This is a genomic window from Catenuloplanes niger (assembly GCF_031458255.1).
Taxonomy (GTDB): domain Bacteria; phylum Actinomycetota; class Actinomycetes; order Mycobacteriales; family Micromonosporaceae; genus Catenuloplanes; species Catenuloplanes niger.
The window spans coordinates 405601-424493 of the sequence record NZ_JAVDYC010000001.1 but is presented as its reverse complement, the minus strand read 5'-3'; the positions used below and the strand labels follow the sequence as shown (position 1 = coordinate 424493).

Genomic DNA, 18893 nt, shown 5'->3' with positions numbered 1-18893 from the left:
CATGCCGGTTGTCTCCGTCGCCGACGGCGCGCAGATCTTCTACAAGGACTGGGGGAGCGGCCGCCCGGTCGTGCTGTCGCACGGCTGGCCGCTGAACTCGGACAGCTGGGAGGCGCAGGCGCTGTTCCTGGCCTCGCACGGGTACCGGGTGATCGCGCACGACCGCCGCGGGCACGGCCGTTCCACGCAGTCGTGGGACGGCAACGAGATGGACACCTACGCGGACGACCTCGCCACGCTGCTGGACACGCTGGACCTGCGCGACGCGACGCTGGTCGGCTTCTCCACCGGCGGCGGCGAGGTGGCGCGGTACATCGGGCGGCACGGCACCGGCCGGGTCGCGCAGGCCGTGCTGGTGTCCGCGGTCCCGCCGTTCATGCTGCGCACGCCGGACAACCCGGAGGGCGTGCCGATCACGGTGTTCGACGGCATCCGGGCCGGTTCGCTGGCCGACCGGTCACAGACCTACCGGGACCTGGCGGCCGGGCCGTTCTTCGGCGGCGCGGCGTCGCAGGGCGTGCGGGACGCGTTCTGGCTGCAGTCGATGGCGTCCGGGCACCGCAACGCCTACGAGTGCATCGCCGCGTTCTCCGCCACCGACTTCCGCGACGACCTCGCACGGTTCGACGTGCCGACGCTGGTCATCCACGGTGACGCGGACCAGGTGGTGCCGTTCGACGTCGGCGGCAAGCGCTCCGCCGCCCTGATCAAGGACGCCGAACTGATCGTCTACGCCGGTGCGCCGCACGGCATCACCGACACCCACAAGGAGCAGCTCGGCGCCGACCTGCTCGCGTTCCTGAAGGAGTTCCCCGCATGAGCACCATCGTTCTGGTTCACGGGCTCTGGGTGACGCCGCGCAGCTGGGAGGGGTGGGTCCGGCACTACGAGAGCAAGGGCCACACCGTCGTCACGCCGGCCTATCCCGGGTTCGAGGTGGAGGTGGAGGCGCTGCGGGCCGACCCGACGCCGATCGCCGGGCTGACCGTGCCGGAGACCGTCGCCCACCTCGAAAAAGTGATCACCGAGCTGCCCGAGAAGCCGATCATCATGGGCCATTCCTTCGGGGGTACGCTGACGCAGCTGCTCCTGGACCGCGGTCACGGCGCCGCCGGCGTGGTGATCAACTCCGCGCCGCCGGAGGGCATCCGGGTCACGCCGCCGTCCCAGATCCGGTCGCTGTTCCCGATCCTGAGCAACCCGGCCAAGCGCCACCAGGCCGCCGGCTTCACCGCGGAGCAGTGGCGGTACGCGTTCACCAACACACTGTCCGAAGAGGACTCCCGGGCCGCCTACGACCGGTACGCGATCGCCGCGCCGGGCAGCTGGGTCTGGTCGTACGGCCTGATCGCGAACTTCAAGCCCGGCAAGCAGGAGACGTGGGTGGACTTCCGCAACCCGGACCGCGCCCCGCTGCTGTTCATCGCGGGCGGCGCCGACCACATCATGCCGCCGTCGGTGAACCGCTCCAACGCCCACCACTACCGGGCCGAGGGCACGGTCACCGACTACGTCGAGTTCCCCGGCCGCTCGCACTGGACGTGCGCGGAGCCCGGCTGGGAGCAGATCGCGGACACCGCGCTCGACTGGGCGCTGCGGCACTCCCGCTGAGCCCCGGCAGCGGGCCGCGCGGGCACCGCTCGCGCGGCCCGTCGCCTCGCCGCCAGCCGTTGTCCGCCGCGCGGTGGCGTCACCGCTGTGCCGTGCCGTCGAGGATCTCGGCCAGCTGCGCGCGGCGGGCGATGCCGAGCTTGGGATAGATGCGGTAGAGGTGCGAACCGACCGTGCGGTGCGACAGGAAGAGGCGCTCCGCGATCTCCCGGTTGGTCAGACCGCGCGCGGCCAGCGTCGCGATCTGCAGCTCCTGCGGCGAGAGCTGCTCGCGGGCCGCGGAGACGCGCCGGCGGCTCTGCTCGCCGGTGGCGCGCAGCTCCGCGCGGGCCGCCTCCGACCACGGGCCGGCGCCGAGCGCGTCGAACGTGTCACGGGCCGCGCGGAGCAGGTCCCGGGCCGGCTGGGTGCGGTGCCGGCGGCGCGCCGACCGGCCCAGGTGCAGCTGCAGCCGGGCCCGGTAGAGCGGCCACCCGCCCAGCTCACCGGTGTCCGGCATGGACTCCGCCGCGCCGGTGATGACGGCCGCGTACTCCGCGGCGACCAGCAGGATCGGTGCCCGCACCCGGCCGGCCAGCTCGTCCAGGCCGGCGATCAGCGCGCGGGCGTCGTCGAGGCGGCCCGCTGCCACGGCGGCGTCGAGCAGGTCCGGCACCAGCCACCAGCGCATGTACCGGTGGTAGCTCGGGTCGGCCGGGTCGAACGTGCCGGCCAGCGTCGCGTACGCCTGCTGCGCCTCGCCCCGGAACAGGTGCACCAGCCCGCGCGCCTGCGCCACCGCGACCTGGATGTAGCGCATCCCGGCCGCCAGCGGGCTGTCCGCGACCTCGTCCAGCAGCGCGGTTGCGTGCCCGAGATCGCCGCGCATCGCGGTGATCGCGGCGATGCTGGTCTGCGCCGCGACCGCGTAGAACGCCTCGCCGGTCTCCCGCGCCAGCGCGTGCGCCTCGGTCAGTTCCGCGTGCGCGGTGTCCCACCGGCCCAGCCACAGCCGTCCCCAGTTGCTGCCGCCGAGCAGCCGCGGCAGGACACCGAGCCGGCCCTGGGCGCGCGCGTCCGCGACCGCGACGTCGGTCCAGTCGCAGCTGCGCGCGAAGTCGCCGAGGACCAGCGCGGCACTGCCCAGGAACCGCCGCGCGTCCGGGCCGTCCGCGGTCGCGTGCCGCAACCGGTCCAGCACCTCGGCGCCCCGCTCCTCCGGGACCGTGTAGGCGAGCACGGCCAGCGCCTGCGGGTCGTCCGGACGCGGGGCGGCGACGTCGACCAGCGCGGCGATCGCGGCGCGGGCCGAGGCGGTCTCCGGCCCGGTCGCCTGGAAGAAACAACGCGACGCGGCGCGCCAGAGCAACTGCATGCTCAGCTCGGGCCGGCCCGCCCGGTGCGCCGCGACCGCGATGTCGGTCAGCTCCCGCACCCGCTGCAACGCGTCCCGGTAGCGCCCGTAGCGCACCACCTCGGTCACGTTCGTCAGCCGGGCCGCCTCGACCGGCCCGAGCCCGGTCAGGTCTCCGCCGGCCAGTAACTGCTCCACCTCGTGCCGGGCGCCGACCTCACTGGCCAGTTCGGCCGCCCGGAGCAACAGCGATCTGGCGGTACGCGGTGCGTCCGTCAACTCACCGGCCCGGCGCAGCGCGGCGACCGCGGACATGGTCGCGCCCCGGGCGCGCGCCCGCTCGGCGTAGCGGGCCAGGTCCGCGGCGAGCGCCTCGTCGGTGCCGATCGCGGCCGCGGCCAGGTGCCACAGGCGGCGGTCCGGGGCCGCGGCGAGCTGCCCGGCGAGCGCGCGATGCGCGTCCAGCCGGTCCGCGACCGGTGCGCGCTGGTAGACGGCCGAGCGCATCAGCGGATGCCGGAACCGCAGCGACGCGCCGGCCGTCTCGATCAGGCCGGCGTCGATCGCCTCCTGCGCGTCCCGCAGCCCGGTCTCCTCGCCGCACGTCTCGGACGCGGCGGCCAGCAGCCGGCGCAGGTCGACGGTGGTGTCCGCGGCCAGCACCAGCAGCAGCGCGGTGGCCCGGCGGCCGAGCCCGGCCGCGCGTGCGGCGAACGCGGCCTCGAGCCGGTGGTTCAGCGGCAGCGCACCACCGGTCAGCGGCCCGGGCGGCTCGGCCGGCGTTCCCGGCGGCTCCGTCGGCGTCGCCGGCAGCGCGGCCAGCGTGGCCGGCAGTTCGACCAGCGCGAGCGGGTTGCCGGCCGCCTCGGCGAGCAGGCGCTGACGGACCACCCGAGGGAGCCGGGGCGCCCGCGAGTCCAGCAGCGCGGCCGCGTCCGCGCCGCCGAGCCGGCTCAGCTCGGTCTCCGGCAGGCCGGCGCGCCGCTGCGGGTCGTCCAGCGCCACGGTCCGCGCCGCGCCGACCGCCAGCACCGGTTCGGACGACACCCGGCGGGCCACGAAACCGAGCACGTCCAGGCTGGCCCGGTCCAGCCAGTGCAGGTCGTCGAGGAGCAGCGCGACCGGCTGGGCCGCGGCCACGTCGGTGACCAGCTCGAGCAGCGCGCGGGCGACCGCGTACACGTCCGGTTCGCCCTCGGCCAGCCCGATCGCGGTCCGCAGCGCGTCCCGGTGCGCCGCCGGCAGGGTGCCGACCCGGGCCGACAGCGGATGGACGAGCTGGTGGATCGCCGCGTACGGCAGGCGCGACTCGCTCTCCGTCCCGGCCGCGCGCAGCACCCGCAGGCCGTGCCGCACCGCGGTCTGCTCCAGCGCGTCGAGCAGCGCCGTCTTGCCGATCCCGGGCTCACCGCGGATGACCAGCGCCCCGCCCCGGCCCGCGGCCGCCGCCGCGGTCATCCGCTCCAGCAACGCGATCTCGTCGGACCGTCCGAACAGGAGCGGGACGGCGGTGGGCACGGCATCATTCTGCCATCGTGGAAACCGGTGCAGTCGTCGTACTCAAGCGCGTACCGGTACCGCGCCGGAAGGCTGGCGGAGACCGCCGACTCCTCGAGGAACCGATGTGACCGTGCCGCCCTTCGCCACCCTGATCCGCGCCCACCGCCGCGCGGCCCGGATGACCCTGCACGAGCTCGCGGCCGCGTCCGGCGTCAGCGTCCGCGCGATCGGCGACATGGAACGCGGCCGCAGCACCGCCCAGCCCCGCACGCTCGCCGCGCTCGCCGCCGCGCTGCGCCTCGGCCCGGCCGACCGGGCCGCGCTGACCGCGGCTGCCGTCGTCGCCCGGTCCGCACCGCCCGGGGCGTTCGCGTTGCCTCGCGACGTCCCGGACCTCACCGGCCGGGCCGCCCTGACCGGCCGGCTGATCGCGGCCGTCGCGGCGCCGGCCCCGGTGATCGTGCACGGCCTGCCCGGCGCCGGGAAGACCGCACTCGCCGTCCGCGCGGCCACTCGCGCGGCCGGGCACTTCCCCGGCGGCACTCACTTCCTCGACTGCCACGGCACCACCCCGTCCCGCCCCACCGGCACCGCCCACCCGGCCCACCACGGAGACCCGACCCCACACCGGCCACCCGGCCCCGGCGGCACTGCCGGTCCTCGCGCGTCTGCCGGCCCGGCCGGTCTTGCCGGTTCCGCTGACTCTGCCGGTTCCGCTGATTTCGCTGATTTCGCTGGTTCTGGCGGTTCCGCCGGTTCCGGCGGGTCGGCTCCGTCCGGCGCGTCACGGCGATCAGCCGCCGGTTCCGGTGGTCGGGCCGGTGCGGGGGAACCGGCGGGTTCCGGCGGTGCGGACGGGCCGGCCCGGCGGCTGTGGCGGATGATCGGCGGGCCGGCGTCCGGGCGAGGCCTGGTGGTGCTCGACGACGTCGCCGACGAACGGCACCTGGCTCGGTTGCTGTCGCCGGCCCGTGCCGCCGCCGTGGTGGTCACCAGCCGGTCGCCGCTGCCCGGCGTCGACGGGGCGGTGCGGATCGAGGTGCCGCCGTTGCCCGCCGGCGAGTCGGCCGCGCTGCTGGCCGCGATCACCGGAAGCCCGGCCGGCCCGGCCGCGGCCGCCGTCGCGGAACACTGTGGACACCTGCCGCTCGCGTTGCGCATCGCCGGGAACCGCCTGACCGGCCGGCCCGGCTGGACGATGACGGATCTCGCGGCCCGGCTGGCCGACGAGGACCGCCGTCTCGCGGTGCTCTCCGCCGGTGACCTGTCCGTCGAGGCGTCGTTCGCGCCGTCGTTCGCCGGTCTCTCCGCCTGCACCCGCACGCTGCTCCACCGGGTGGCACACACGCCGGTCCGCGACGTCGGCACCGAGACCCTGATCGCGGCCACCGGTGCCGACGCCGCGTCGGCGCAGGCCGCCGTCGACGAACTGGTCGCCGCCGGTCTGCTCACCTCCACCGGCGTTCCGGGGCGCCACCATCTTCACGCCCTGGTCCGCCTCTTCGCCCGCCGGCCACCCACGCTTCCCGCGTAGCGGTCCACGCTTTCCCCGGTGATCGGCAGTGCTCCCGGCGACGTCGATGACGTCCCGGTCCCGCGGCAACCGGCGAAGGAATCCACCGGCCACCCGGGTGACCGGGCCGCTCCCTGCGACCTGCTGGCCCACGGCACCGGACCGGCCCGCGTGTCCGGCTGGCGCGCGTGTCCGGCTGGCGCGCGTGTCCGGCTGGCGCGCGTGTCCGGCTGGCGCGCGCGACCGGCTGGCGCGCGCGACCGGCTGGCGCGCGCGACCGGCCGGTGGTGGACGGCTCGCTCAGAGGCGTCCGTCGGCGCGCAGCCGGAGTGCGCCGATCACGGCGGTGCCCAACTGTTCCGCGTTGTCGCGGTCGAGGGCGTGCCGGGTCATCGCGGCCTCGACCAGCGTCTCGTGGACCGATGCCTCCTCGGACGGGTCCAGGGCGCCGGCGCCGGGGTGCCGGTTGAGCAGCGTCGCGATGCGGCGGCGGCCCGGCTCGGCCAGTGAGCCGGCCGGGCCGGACGCGCCGGACGACCCGGCGCCGACCGCGGCCGCGAGTGCCTGCAGCACGCCGATCAGGGCCGGTGATATCGAGTCGGCGGGCGCGTCCGGCTCGGCCGGCGGGCGGGTCCGCCGGGCGGACGGCACCCGTCCGCGCCGCAGCTCACATGCCACATCGTCGAAGACGACGAGTTCGGACGGGTACGCGCACGCGATCACCTCCCGCCCGAGGATCACCACCTCGTCGTGTTCACCCTTCGTTCGTTGCCCGCCACGTCGCCACAGCCCCACGTCTGCCACACTCCACCGTCGTCCCGGAGGTCCCTCGCCCGCCCAACGGACCCACCCGGACCCGGTGACGCCCGGTCGCCCGCCCAGGGTCGCCCATCCGGCCCATCCGTTCCGCCGGACCATCGAGCATCCGGCACCCCGACCGGATCACGGTGGCGCCAGGTCACGACGAGCCGGCCGCGGGGCCGCGCCCGGAACCGCGGCGGCACCCGCCGTCCTTCGCGCGGCGGCCGGCAGGCAGTCGTCGTCCGGGTGTGCGGTCGCGCGGGTGGGGCGATGGTTCGGGCGCCGACCACGTCGGTGGCCGGCGCCCGAGGGTGGTGCCGGGTCAGCGGGAGGCCTTGCGGACGCCGGGGAGTTCGCCGCGGAGCGCCATCTCGCGGAAGCGGATGCGGGACAGGCCGAAACGGGTGAGGACGCCGCGCGGGCGGCCGTCGATCTGGTCGCGGGAACGGGCCCGGACCGCAGATGCGTCCCGTGGCAGCGCAGCGAGGCGTCGGACGGCAGCCGACCGTACCGCTGGATCGGGGTCCTTGATCTGGGTCTTGAGGGTTGCGCGCAGCGGCGCGTAGTGGGCGATCAGCGCGGCGCGGCGGTGTTCGCGGGTGCGGAGGCTGCGGCGGGCCATCAGCGTTCCTCCCGGAAGTCGACGTGGCGGCGGACGAGCGGGTCGTATTTGCGCAGTACCAGGCGGTCCGGGTCGTTGCGCCGGTTCTTGCGGGTGACGTAGGTGTAGCCGGTGCCGGCGGTGCTGCGCAGCTTGATCACCGGGCGGACGTCGGTCTGGCGGGCCATCAGAGCGTCACCCCGGACGCGCGCAGGCGGGCCACGACGCGTTCGATGCCGTCGCGGTCGACGGTGCGCATCGCCTTGGTGGTGAGGGTGAGCGTGATCCAGCGGCGTTCGGACGGCAGCCAGTAGCGGTGGCGCTGGAGGTTGGGCTCCCAGCGGCGGCGGGTGCGCCGGTGGGAGTGGGAGACGGCGTTGCCGTAGCCGGGCTTCGCGCCGGTGACGTCGCATCGACGGGACAAGACGGGGTCCACCTTCCTGGAGCGGATTCGTGCCCACACTATAATGACAATCGTTTCCAACAAGGAAGGAAGGTCATGTCCTCGTCTCCGGTGGCCCCGCGTTCCGTGCCGGCCCGGGCGTCCGACGCCCGGCCGTCGCTCACCGTGCTCTCCGGCTTCTGGCCGGAAGCGGTCCGGGAGGTCGCCGGCACGTTGCTCGCCCGCGACCCGGCACTGCTGGTCGTGCGGCACGAGATCCACGACGACCACGTGCGGCGCACGGTACGGTCCGGGGCCGGCGTGCTGGAGGACGTCCGCGTCGAGCTGGTGCACACGTGCGTGACCTGCACGCTGCGCGAGGACGTGCTGCCGACGGTGGCGCGGCTCGCGGCGGCGCACCCCGACCGCGACCTGGTGGTGCACCTGCCGGAGCTGGCGGAGCCGGAGATGCTGGCGGACGCCTGGCCGGAGAGCGTGCGCGTCGACTCCTACGTGACCGTGGTCGACGGGGAACACGTGCTGGACGCGCTCGGCACGGACGAGGACCTGGCCGCGCTGGGCCTGGCCGGTGACGACGAGCGGACGCTCGCGGAGCTGGTGGTGCGGCAGATCGAGTACGCGGACACGCTGGTCGTCCACGGCGACGCGGACGGGCGGGTCCGGGCGCTGCTGCACCGGCTCGCGCCGTGGGCGGCCCGGGCCGGCGCGGGCGAGCTGCGGCGGCACACGCACCGGCACCGGCCGGAGACGCCCGCGGTGCTGGCCCGCGGCCTCGAGGGATTCGCGCTCGGCGTGCACGAGCCCGCGCCGGAGAACGACGTGGTCTCCGCGGTCTTCCGGGCCCGCCGCCCGTTCCACCCGGGGCGGTTGCACGACGCGCTCGACGAGATCAACGAGTCCGTGCTGCGCTCACGCGGCCACTTCTGGCTGGCCGGCCAGCCGGAGACGGTGATCGCCTGGGAGTTCGCCGGCGGTTCGCTCGGGCTCCGTTCGCTCGGCCGGTGGCTGACCGCGGTCCCGGACGCGGAGTGGGATCTCGCCTCGGACCAGCGCCGGCTCGCGGCCGCGATGGACTGGGACCCCTACTACGGCGACCGCCACCACCACCTGGTCTTCATCGGCCTGGAGCTGGACGCGGCCGCGCTGCACCGGCGGCTGACCGGCTGCCTGCTCACGGACGCGGAGCTGGCCGAGGGGGAGGCGGGGTGGCGGCGACTGCCGGATCCGATGGCCGGAGCGTTCGGTACGCCGTGACCAGCAGCAGCACGCTGAGCACGCCGAGCCCGGTGACGCCGAGCAGCGGCACGGTGGTGCCCAGCGCGCCCGCGCTCGCGGCCAACAGCGTGGGCGTGAGGAACCCGGTGTACGCGAGCGCGTAGAACACGCCGGTCAGCTCGGCCAGGTCGCGCGGCCCGGCGATGCGCTGCACCTCCATGATCGCGGAGACCATGCCGACGCCGATCCCGCAGCCCATCACCGCGGCCGTGACCAGGCCGGCCACCCAGGACTGGAGGTGGTCCGCGGTCGCGGCCAGCGCCACGCCCACGGTGATCAGCCCGATCGCGGTGATCAGGCCGAGCGTGCTGTCGAACCGTGTCCGGCGCTTGACCAGCGGCTGGACCAGCGCGGACACGCCGAGCGCGAGCACGGTGAGCAGCGTGGCGTAGGCGATGCCGACGTCGCCCGTGGTCTCCTCCAGCAGCACCGGCAGGTATCCGTAGGTCACGGACGGCGCGACGAACAGCCACGGTGCCGCGACCGCCACGACGCGCCGGAAGCGACGGTCGCGGACCGCCGGCACGGCCGGGGCCGGGCCGCGCCGGCCGAGAGCGGTCTCCGGCGCCCGCAGCACCAGCCAGGCGAACGGCAGCGTGAGCACCACGTGGATGACGAACGGCAGCTGCAGCGGCCACGGCCCCCACTGCGCGAACAGTCCGGCGATCATCGCGCCGGTGGCGGAGCCGAGCGCGAACGACGTGGTCGCGCGCCGGGCCCCGGCGCCGGCGTCGGCCCGCGGGTCGAAGGGGCCCTGGGACAGCTCCTTCAGCCAGGACGTGCCGACGCAGGTGGCGGTGCCGACCGCGATCCCGGCGAGGAACCGGCCCACGCAGATCATCAGTGGGCCGGTCTCGCCGAATGCGAGCGCGGTGCTGGCGGCGAGCGCGGCCAGCACGCCGCCGAACATGACCGGGCGCCGGCCGTACCGGTCGGAGAGCGCGCCGCTGAGCAGGAACGCCGGGACCAGGCCGAGCACGTAGACGCCGAGGAACCCGTTGACCGCGACCGCGGAGTAGTTCTCCCGCTGCTTGTAGAGCAGCAGCAGCGGGCTGAACTGGTTGCCGGCCCAGGTGGAGAAGAACATGACGGCGTAGACGGAGATCCACGGCCGGCTCGTCTTCACCAGGGTCGCCGGGGGAGCGGTGAGCGTCGCCGTCATGCGCTCGACGCTACGTCCTTGTATGCATCGTTGCGTACAAGAAGTGGTTCAGCTCTCGGTGCGGACCGGGTCGCCGCGGACCAGGTCGTCGTGCACCTCCCAGTGTTGCGTCTTCAGCCGCTCCCCGGCCGCCACGTCGCCGGCCCGCAGCCGCTCCCGCAGCCGGCGCAGCGCCAGCGCGCGGTTCAGCCCGAACTTCCGCTCGGTGTCCGCGACCACGACCAGGCCGGTCGGCCGGTGCGTGGCCCGCACGGACGAGCTCACCTTGTTGCGGTGCTGGCCGCCGGGCCCGCCGGTGCGGACCGGCACGATCTCCACGTCCGCCTCGTCGAAGACGGTCTCCGCGACGTCGACCGTGACCGGCGCGGCGATCACGTACCAGTTCTTGCGCCGGGTGGACCGGAACGGGGACGGCGCCTGCCAGCACAGCGTGCCGGTCCAGGTCGCCGCGAACGCCGGGTCGCCGATCGACAGCAGCACCGACCGGTACGTGCCCGGCCGGTCGCCCGCGACCTCCTCGACCCGGGTCACGGTCACGCCGCGCCGCGCGGCCTCCGACTCCAGTCGGCGGGCCAGCCGGGCCAGCGCCCACGTGCACTCCACCGGGCCGCGCCCGGCCGAGATCAGCAGGTTCATCGGCGCACCCGGTCGGCCGTCTTGTAGGTGACCACCGGGTGGGTGCTGACCACCGGCGTGGCCAGCTCGAAGTCGACCAGGTCGTCGATCACCCGCTCGATCTTCTTGTACGCGGTCGGCGCCTCCTCGAACAGCAGCTGCCGGTCGCCGCACACCACGTACGAGCCGACCGGCGTGCGCCGCAGCTCCTCCACGGTGTGCTTCGCCTTCCCGCGGCGCAGCGCGTCGGCCCGGGACATCTTGCGGCCCGCGCCGTGCGCCACCGAGTAGTTCGCGTCCGCGCCCGCGTGCGCCGCCACCAGGAACGACGGCGTGCCGCGGGTGCCGGCGACCAGCACGTCCCGGCCGTCACCGTTCGCCGCGCCCTTCCGGTGCAGGTAGGCGCCGTCCACGACGGACACGGAGTTGTGGCACTCGTCCACGATCGGGTCCTCCGCGGCCACGCCCAGCGCGTCCGCGACGCGCGCGGCCATCAGCCGCCGGTTCAGCGAACCCCAGCGCACCGCCTCGTCGTGCGCGGCCAGGTAGGCGCCGGCGTCCGCGGCCGGTCCGGCGCCGTGCACCTCGGTGTGCGCGCGCAGGATCCGCTCGCCCAGGCCGCGCGACCCGCTGTGCACGATCAGCACCAGGTCGTTGCGGTCCAGGCCGAGCCGGGCCGCGTGCGCCTCGTCGTGCACCGCGTGCACCCGGGCCAGCTCCACGAAGTGGTTGCCGCGGCCGACGGTGCCGAGCTGCTCCGCGTACCCCGCGGGGATCTCGGCCGGCACCGAATCCGGATCGACCGGCCGGTCCAGGTCCGGGAACCGCGCGGCCAGCCGTTCCGCGACCGGCCGCTTGATCCGGATCGGGAACACCGCGATCCCGCACCCGATGTCCGAGCCGACCAGGAACGGGTAGAGCACGCGCGACGACATCGCCGCGCCGATCGGGGCCCCCTTGCCGGGATGCAGGTCCGGCATGGCGGCGACATGGATCATCCCGTCGAGCGCGGCCACCTGGTGGCACTGATCGAGCGCATCCGACTCGATCCAACTCGACGGGGACGCAAAAACGGACACACTGGCGTGCTGAGACAAGGAATTCCTACTTCATGAAAGATCTGAAGACACGCGGACAGGGGGCCTCGCCCGGGCGCTGTGCCACGGGGGCCGTCACAGGGTCGGTCCGTCAGTACGTCATGCCCACGATCATCACGAACCCTCGCTCGCGGCCGCAACCGGTTTTCGCCTCAGTGCGGGAACGGCCTCCGGGGGCGGGGTTCGATGTCGTCGCGGAACCGGTCGATCTCGTGGCTGACCTGGAGCATGTCGTCGGTGCGCCGGATCCGGCCGAGGTAGAGCGACTGCGCGGCCAGGCCGGGCAGGTCGACCGTGACGTACATGGCCATCAGCGGGTTCACGAAGAGCGGGCCGGCCACCTCCGGCAGCGGGACGTCGCCGGACTCGCCGGAGAGCGCGGCCGCGATCTGCGCGTGCACGATGCTGGCCCGGCCCGGCGTCGCGGCCCGCGCGTGTGCGACCGCGGCGCGGTAGAGCGCGGCCTCCCGGGAGTGCGACGGGACGGAGAACGCGCCGAGGTAGGCGCCGGCCCGGTCCAGCGCGGCGATGTTCTCCAGCACCTGCACGTGGTTGACGCCGTGGTACGCGTCGATGCCGAAGCCGATCGACGCGACCAGCCGCGTCGGCACCGGCGTGCCCAGCACCGCGGCCAGGCTGGTCGCGTCCTCGACCGGGGTGCCGAGCGCGGCCTCGTCGCCGCGCAGCAGGATGTCGGTGCCGCCGTCGACCAGCACGATCGCGTCCAGGCGCAGCGTCCTCGCCAGGCGGCGGTAGGCGGCGCGCAGTGGGCGGACGCCGGTGCGCGGGAACGCGTACACGCTGATGGCCGCAAGGTTCTCGGATGCCAGCCAGGTGGCGAGCGTGCGCTCCGGGAAGTAGCCGGAGGGGCCCTCGGACGTGGGCGTGATGCGGGCGAAGCCGTCGCCGAGCCCGTACACGTTCACCAGGGAGAGGCTGCCGAGGTGCACCTCGCGGCCGTCCGCGTGCAGCGCGAGCGCGAGCGGCAGGCCGCCGTAGACGTCGAATCCGCCGCCGGCGCCCGCGATCAGGATCCGGCGCGCGTCCCGCAGCCGGTCGAAGAACGGGATGCGATTCATCGAGGAGAGGGTAGCCCCATAGTCAGATAATCTTTATATTGGGCGGGTGACGTGGAACCGGCTGCTGCTGCTCGCCTACCCCAGGGGCCCGCGCCGGGCCGAGGTGCTGGACACGCTGACCATGGCCGCCGAGGCCGGGCGGTCCGGAACCGGAAGCCTCAACCTGCTGCGGTACGGGCTGCGCGCCCGCCTCGGGCACCCGCGCAGCCGTACCGTGGTGGTGCTGAGCCTGCTCCTGGCGTTCGCCGGCGGTTTCCTCACCGCGTCCGCGACGCACCGGCTGGCCTGGGAGGCCGGCCCGGCGCTGCCGGGTGCGGCGGAGGCGGCCGCGATCTCCGCGCTGGTCGACCCCGGCCTGCGGCTGGCGGCCCACGGCGACGGCCCGTTCCACTACCCGCCCGGCGAGGAGATCTCCGCCCGCGAGCTGTCCGCGCAGATGCCCGGCACGCCCGCCACCCGGGACGTCGCGACCTACATGTCCGGTCTGCGGCAGCGGCTCGGCGCGGCCGGCTGGGAGATCACCGGCGAGGGCGGCCTGGGCGGCGACTCGCAGTACCTGGTCGCGCGCCACGACGGCCTGGTCCTGCACGTGGGCGACAACCATCGCGCGGACGCCGACCTGCTCATCGCGTTCGTGCGCCCGGTCGAGCCGGCCTGGATCTCCGCGGTGACCGTCGCCGGTGGCCTGCTCGGTGCCGCGCTCACCTGGCTGCTGGCCGGCTGGGCGAGCCGGCGGACCGACGGCCGGCCCGGCGCGGCCGTGCCGGCCGGCATCGCGGCCTGGGCCGGGTTGCTGGCGTTCTGGCCGGTCGTGCACGGTGCGCGGGACTACCTGCCCGAGGTGTTCGCCGGCGGATACGACCCCGGTTACCCGTTCTGGGCGGGCCTGACCCAGGCCGGCGAGTACGGCATCTTCGCGGTGCTGGCCGGTCTGCTGCTCGGCGCCGCGTTCGCGATCACGCTTCCGCCCGGCCGGCGGGCGGCGCCGGACCCGACCGCGGCCGCCGGGTAATCCTTGACCCGATGACGGCCCGGCCGATGGGAACGCTGCCGACCGTGTCGCGCCCATCCGGGAGGGAACCGCCGTGAGACGTGCCGTCGCCGTCCCGATCCTGCTCGTGGTCGTCGTCGCCGTCGGTCAGATCGCCTCGTTCGCCGACCCGGACCTCCGCGTACCGATCTTCGGCGCGTCCCTGCTGCTGCTGGACGCGCTCGGGATCGGCTACAGCCTCCGCGCGGCCCGCTACGGCGCGCCGCTCACCTGGCGCATCACCGCGGCCGGCCGCGCGCTGTCGCTGTCCATGTCCGTCTGCTTCGCGGTCGACAGCGTGCAACCCTCGCTCGCCTGGTGGTGGGCCGGCGCGCTGAGCGGCCTGACCATGTTCGCGACGCTCACCGCGGCCGCGCTCTCCGCGTCGGTCCGGCGGTTGCGCGGCCGGGAGCGGATCGCGTTCGCGGCCGAGCTGCTCACCGTGTTCAGCTGCGCGTTCATCCTGGTCTGGCAGTTGGTGCTGGCGCCGGCGTTCCTCACCCCGGCCGGCTACCGGTGGGTCTTCGAGATCGGCTTCGGGCTCGGCAACCTGCTGCTCAGCGTGGTCATCGGCACGCTGCTGCTGCGCGGCGCGGGCCGTGGGCTGGGCGAGCCGATCACGCTGCTGCTCTGGGGCATGATGTCGTGGGCCGTCGCGGACATCGTCTTCTCGTCGATCCGGATCAACGGCGGCGACCCGTCCGAGTCGCCGGGTGCGGTCCTGGCGCTCACCTCGGCCAGCCTGCTGATGACGGTCGCGGCGATGCGGACCGATTCGGCCGCGCGGGCGGACGCGGGCGTCACCTGGAGCACGCCGCCGATCTGGTCGCTGCACCTGCCGTACATCGGGGTGGCGCTCGGCAGCGTGGTGCTGGTCGCGATCACGATCGAGGATCAGGCGTTCGCGACCTGGGGCGGCCTGATCCTGGCGCAGAGCGCGATGACCATCGCGGTGATGCTGCGCCAGCTGGTGTCGCTGCGGAACAGTCGCGACGCCGGCAGCACCGACCCGCTCACCGGCCTGGCGAACCTGGCCGGGCTGCGGGCCGGGCTGCGCCGCGCGACCGGCCGGTTCGGCATCCTGCTCATCGACCTCGACGACTTCAAGCCGGTCAACGACCGGTACGGGCACGAGACCGGAAACCTGCTGCTCACGCACGTGGCGGACACGCTGCGCGGCACGGTCCGGTCCACCGACATCGCGGCCCGGGTCGGCGGTGACGAGTTCGTCATCGTGCTGTTCGACCTGGACGGCTCGTCGGCCCTGGCCGAGGCCTCGGCGGTGGCCGAGCGGGTGCTGGCCGCGTTCGCCGCCACCCCGATCGAGGTGGGCGAGCACCGGATCTTCGCGCACGCCAGCATCGGCGTGGCCGTCTCCACCGGCGACGAGGACCCGAAGGCCGTGCAGCACCGCGCGGACCTGGCCATGTACGAGGCGAAGCGCAACGACAAGCACGGCTGGCGCGCCTACGACCCGTCGATGACCGACCAGCGCACCCGGGAGAGCATCCTCGCCGACCTGCTGGAGCACGCGGTCGAGGCCGGCCAGCTGGGCGTGCACTACCAGCCGATCGTGGACCTGGCCACCGGCCGTACCGTCGGCGTCGAGGCGCTCGCCCGGTGGCAGCACCCGGACTTCGGGTTCTTGCCACCGAGCGAGTTCGTGCCGATCGCGGAACGGTCGAACCTGATCCACGCGATCGGCATGCACGTGCTGGCCGAGGCGGCCGGGCAGGTCCGCGCGTGGCAGGCCCGGCAGCACACCGACCCGCTGCAGCTGAGCGTGAACCTGTCCCCACGCCAGCTGCTCAAGCACGACATCGTCACCGACGTCGTCGCCGTGCTGGAACGGACCGGCCTGTCCCCGGCGCACCTCACACTGGAGATCACCGAGACCGCGATCGTGGACACCGAGCGCGCCGCGCCCATCCTGGCGCGGTTCCGCGCGCTCGGCGTCCGGATCGCGATCGACGACTTCGGTACCGGCTACTCCTCGTTGCAGTACCTGCTGGGCCTGCCGATCGACGGCCTGAAGATCGACCGTGCGTTCGTCACCCAGCTGGACAGCACCACGCGTGGCGCCGCGGTGGCCGAGGCCGTGGTCCGGCTCGGCCAGATCCTCGGTCTGGACACGGTCGCGGAGGGCATCGAGTCGCCCGCCCAGGTCGCGGAGCTGCAACTGCTCGGCTGCACCAGCGGTCAGGGCTACCTGTTCAGCCCGCCCCGGCCGGCCGCGGAGATCGAGGACAGCCTCAACCTCATCCCGCCGCAGACGGTTGGGTGATCGGGAAACTGGCCCAGACGTGTTTCGACATGTCCGTGGTGTACCAGCCGACGTCGAGCGACAGCCGTTGCGCGATGTGCAGGCCGCGCCCGCCCGAGGCGAAGTCGCCCACGTCGGTCGGCTCCGGCGGTGAGGCCGGATCGTGATCGATCACGTCCAGCACGAACTGGTCGTCGGTACGCAGCAGTCGTACCTCGGTCGGCGGCTGCCCGTGCCGGATCGCGTTGGTCGCGAGCTCGCTGGCGACGAGCACCATCCGTTCGGGTACGTCCGCCAACTCGTCCCCACCGGCGATGATCTCGCCCAGTCCGGCTCGTAGTCTGCGCAGCTCTTCCGGGGTGTGCAGAGTCCACACCCGTACCTCGGTCGCATCCGGCGGCGGTAGCGACGTGCTCAAGTTCCCCACCGCCGTCTTCTACCCGCAACCGGCCGGATCAACGCGCGTACGGATCGGATTCTCGATATCGCCACTCACTGGAATGTCATTCTGTTGACCAGAACGCTATTCTGACGAACATGCGAGTTCTGTTCAGCTGTGTCCCCGCGATCGGGCACACGTTCCCGCTCCTGCCCCTCGCCCGCGCGTTCGCCCGCCGCGGCGACCACGTCGCGTTCCTCACCTCGGCCGGCATGGGGCCGCTGCTCGACGGCCAGGGCTTCGACCTGGTGCCGGCCGGCCCGATGCCGGACGTGCTGTTCGCCGAGGCCGCCGCGCGCACCGGCCAGGACCCGGCGGCCGCGCCCACCCCGCAGAGCGTGTCCGCGTTCTTCGGCGAGATCCGCCTGGACACCACCGCGGACGAGGCGATCCCGGCCGCGCGGGACTGGGCACCGGACCTGATCGTCGGCGAGCTGACCGACACGGTCGGCCCGCTGGTCGCGGCCGTGCTCGGCACGCCACTGGCCACGCTGTCGTTCGGCCCCGGCATCCCGGCCGAGTTCCGCGACGCGATCGCGGCGAACGCCGCACCCCACTTCACGGCCCGCGGCCTCGACGCACCCGCCACGCTGCCGGCCGGCCGGTGGCTGCTCGACCTGTGCCCCGACGTCCTCGGCCCGGTCGCCGTCCCGGACGGCGTGACCCGCCTGCCGCTGCGCCCCGAGGCGCACCGCGGCCCGGACGGCGACGTCACGCCCGCGCTCCCGCCCGCCCCGGCCGGCCGCCCCCGGGTGCTGGTCACGTTCGGCTCGCACTTCGGCGACCCGGAGATCGTCCTCGACCTGCTGACCGCGCTGCGGGACGGCGTCGACGCGGACTTCGTCGGCACCGCACTGCCCGGCGGGCCCCCGTCCGACCTGCTGGTGCCGTTCCAGCCGATGGCGAAGCTGCTGGCCGGGGCGACCGCGGTGGTCACCCACGGCGGTGCCGGCACGGTCCTCGGCGCGCTGTCGCACGGCCTGCCGCTCGTGATCGTCCCGCAGGGCGCGGACCAGTTCGTCCAGGCCGCCGCCGTCTCCGCGGTCGGCTGCGGCGTGGTCACCACCCCGGGCCGGCCGGACGCGGAGCAGCTCCGCGCGGCCGTGCGCACCGTCCTCACCGACCCGGCGATCACCGCCGCGGCCGCCGACGTGCGCAAGCAGATCGACGACATGCCGTCCCCGGACGAGGTCGCGGCCACACTCGGCGCCGCGCTCTAGACGTGCCGGCCGGGCCTCGCCGCGGCCCGGCCGTCCACGTCAGAGCCTATGATCAGGGACTCCACCCGAGCGAAGGCGGAGCACAGATGGCCGCGAACCCGACCAGCCGGCGCGTACAGGCCGCGGAACAGACCCGGGAGCTGATCCTGCGGGCCGCGCTGGAGCGGTTCACCGCCGACGGGTACGCGAAGGCCACCGTCAACGACATCGCGAAGGCCGCCGGCGTGGTGGTGGCGACCGTCTACACCAGCGTCGGCGGCAAGCCCGTGCTGCTCGAACACCTGGTCCGGCAGGGCGTTCAGGACGCCGACGTGACCGAGACGCTGCGGAAGGTCGCGGTCGCCACCACCGGCCGCGAGGTGATCGACCTGATCGCGGCCGGCACCGGCAGTACCTACCGGCGGCACCGGGCCGTGATCGAGCTGCTGCTCGACACGGCCGCCTCCGAGCCGTCCGCCCGCCGCCTCCTGGCCGCCGCGAACAGCTCATACCGGGCCGCGATCGGCACGGTCGCGGCCCGCATCGCCACCCTCGGCGCCCTCGCCGACGGCGTCGACGAGGCCCGGGCCACGGACGTCCTCTGGTACCTCTTCGGCATCTGGTCCTGGCCCCGCCTGCTGCGCGACGCCACCTGGACCGCGGACGAGGCCGAATCCTGGCTGCGCGAGACCGCGGCCCGCACGCTGCTGCGCCCCTGACTCAGGCCGCCCGCCGCCGCAGATACGGCGCCGCGAGGAGGTACCACCCCGAGATCAGGAGCAGCAGCGCCGGTACGACCGGAAGCGCGTAAACCCACCCGGCCGGCTCCCCGGCAACGACGATCGCGCCCGTGACCACGACGACCGAGACCGTGAATGCCATCGAGAGCCAGCGGTGCACCTGGCGAATCAGCTTGTTCATGCGGCTCACGCTAGGTGCCCACGGCCGCCTCCCACTTCTCGATTCCTGACG

Annotated in this window: 19 protein-coding genes; 8 read left to right on the top strand and 11 right to left on the bottom strand. The window is 74.4% G+C overall.

Features of this window, described 5'->3' with window-relative positions; translation table 11 throughout:
• Position 1: 1 nt before the first annotated feature.
• Positions 2-820 carry an alpha/beta fold hydrolase gene (locus J2S44_RS01845; RefSeq protein ID WP_310408378.1) on the top strand — a complete coding sequence of 273 codons (819 nt, stop codon included), beginning with the start codon at positions 2-4 and terminating at the stop codon, positions 818-820.
• Positions 817-1611, top strand: a complete 795-nt coding sequence (locus J2S44_RS01840) for an alpha/beta hydrolase (RefSeq protein WP_310408375.1) — start codon at positions 817-819, stop codon at positions 1609-1611. The genes J2S44_RS01845 and J2S44_RS01840 overlap by 4 nt, the downstream gene beginning before the upstream one ends.
• Positions 1612-1690: 79 nt before the next feature.
• On the opposite strand, the gene J2S44_RS01835 is transcribed toward J2S44_RS01840, so the two are convergent.
• Positions 1691-4462: an AAA family ATPase gene (locus J2S44_RS01835; RefSeq protein WP_310408371.1), complete on the bottom strand. Its 2772-nt coding sequence runs from the start codon at positions 4460-4462 to the stop codon at positions 1691-1693.
• 106 nt (positions 4463-4568) lie between these two features.
• Between J2S44_RS01835 and J2S44_RS01830 the strand changes: the two genes are divergently transcribed.
• Positions 4569-5978 carry a helix-turn-helix domain-containing protein gene (locus J2S44_RS01830; RefSeq protein WP_310408368.1) on the top strand — a complete coding sequence of 470 codons (1410 nt, stop codon included), beginning with the start codon at positions 4569-4571 and terminating at the stop codon, positions 5976-5978.
• A 279-nt stretch (positions 5979-6257) separates the two neighbouring features.
• On the opposite strand, the gene J2S44_RS01825 is transcribed toward J2S44_RS01830, so the two are convergent.
• The 4 genes from J2S44_RS01825 to rpmB form a co-directional block, all read right to left on the bottom strand.
• On the bottom strand, positions 6258-6752 hold the full coding sequence (locus J2S44_RS01825; protein ID WP_310408365.1) for a hypothetical protein: 495 nt from the start codon (positions 6750-6752) through the stop codon (positions 6258-6260).
• 328 nt (positions 6753-7080) lie between these two features.
• Positions 7081-7380: a 30S ribosomal protein S14 gene (gene rpsN / locus J2S44_RS01820; RefSeq protein WP_310408362.1), complete on the bottom strand. Its 300-nt coding sequence runs from the start codon at positions 7378-7380 to the stop codon at positions 7081-7083.
• Complete coding sequence (gene rpmG / locus J2S44_RS01815) at positions 7380-7547, bottom strand: 50S ribosomal protein L33 (RefSeq protein WP_307236038.1); 168 nt, start codon at positions 7545-7547, stop codon at positions 7380-7382. Before rpmG ends, rpsN begins: the two co-directional genes overlap by 1 nt.
• Positions 7547-7783, bottom strand: coding sequence for a 50S ribosomal protein L28 (rpmB, locus tag J2S44_RS01810; RefSeq protein WP_310408358.1), 237 nt, complete (start codon positions 7781-7783; stop codon positions 7547-7549). The genes rpmG and rpmB overlap by 1 nt, the downstream gene beginning before the upstream one ends.
• Positions 7784-7858: 75 nt before the next feature.
• Between rpmB and J2S44_RS01805 the strand changes: the two genes are divergently transcribed.
• Positions 7859-9016, top strand: coding sequence for a CobW family GTP-binding protein (locus J2S44_RS01805; RefSeq protein ID WP_310408356.1), 1158 nt, complete (start codon positions 7859-7861; stop codon positions 9014-9016).
• On the opposite strand, the gene J2S44_RS01800 is transcribed toward J2S44_RS01805, so the two are convergent.
• From J2S44_RS01800 to J2S44_RS01785, 4 genes are all read right to left on the bottom strand, one after another.
• Positions 8934-10199 carry an MFS transporter gene (locus tag J2S44_RS01800; RefSeq protein WP_310408354.1) on the bottom strand — a complete coding sequence of 422 codons (1266 nt, stop codon included), beginning with the start codon at positions 10197-10199 and terminating at the stop codon, positions 8934-8936. The two genes, J2S44_RS01805 and J2S44_RS01800, sit on opposite strands and share 83 nt — an antisense overlap.
• A gap of 48 nt (positions 10200-10247) precedes the next feature.
• Positions 10248-10835 (bottom strand): peptide chain release factor-like protein, encoded by a 588-nt coding sequence (locus tag J2S44_RS01795; protein ID WP_310408352.1) that lies wholly within the window; start codon positions 10833-10835, stop codon positions 10248-10250.
• Entirely contained in the window at positions 10832-11911 is a 1080-nt protein-coding gene (locus J2S44_RS01790) for an RNA ligase RtcB family protein (protein ID WP_310408349.1), read from the bottom strand. Before J2S44_RS01790 ends, J2S44_RS01795 begins: the two co-directional genes overlap by 4 nt.
• 152 nt (positions 11912-12063) lie before the next feature.
• The gene (locus J2S44_RS01785) at positions 12064-12990 is read right to left on the bottom strand and encodes a DUF1152 domain-containing protein (RefSeq protein ID WP_310408346.1); all 927 of its coding nucleotides are present in this window, start codon (positions 12988-12990) and stop codon (positions 12064-12066) included.
• A 46-nt stretch (positions 12991-13036) separates the two neighbouring features.
• Here J2S44_RS01785 and J2S44_RS01780 point away from each other — a divergent pair, with 46 nt between their 5' ends.
• Together J2S44_RS01780 and J2S44_RS01775 are read left to right on the top strand one after the other, a co-directional pair.
• Entirely contained in the window at positions 13037-14002 is a 966-nt protein-coding gene (locus tag J2S44_RS01780; protein ID WP_310408343.1) for a hypothetical protein, read from the top strand.
• Between the two features lie 73 nt (positions 14003-14075).
• Entirely contained in the window at positions 14076-16304 is a 2229-nt protein-coding gene (locus J2S44_RS01775) for a putative bifunctional diguanylate cyclase/phosphodiesterase (RefSeq protein WP_310408341.1), read from the top strand.
• On the opposite strand, the gene J2S44_RS01770 is transcribed toward J2S44_RS01775, so the two are convergent.
• Positions 16279-16710: an ATP-binding protein gene (locus J2S44_RS01770; protein ID WP_310408339.1), complete on the bottom strand. Its 432-nt coding sequence runs from the start codon at positions 16708-16710 to the stop codon at positions 16279-16281. The two genes, J2S44_RS01775 and J2S44_RS01770, sit on opposite strands and share 26 nt — an antisense overlap.
• 110 nt (positions 16711-16820) lie before the next feature.
• On the opposite strand from J2S44_RS01770, the gene J2S44_RS01765 reads away from it, so the two are divergent.
• Positions 16821-17942, top strand: a complete 1122-nt coding sequence (locus tag J2S44_RS01765; RefSeq protein ID WP_310408336.1) for a glycosyltransferase — start codon at positions 16821-16823, stop codon at positions 17940-17942.
• An 86-nt stretch (positions 17943-18028) separates the two neighbouring features.
• On the top strand, positions 18029-18640 hold the full coding sequence (locus J2S44_RS01760; RefSeq protein WP_310408334.1) for a TetR/AcrR family transcriptional regulator: 612 nt from the start codon (positions 18029-18031) through the stop codon (positions 18638-18640).
• A 1-nt stretch (position 18641) separates the two neighbouring features.
• Here the strand turns inward: J2S44_RS01760 and J2S44_RS01755 are convergent, their stop codons facing one another.
• Positions 18642-18842, bottom strand: coding sequence for a hypothetical protein (locus tag J2S44_RS01755; RefSeq protein WP_310408332.1), 201 nt, complete (start codon positions 18840-18842; stop codon positions 18642-18644).
• Positions 18843-18893 lie beyond the last annotated feature (51 nt).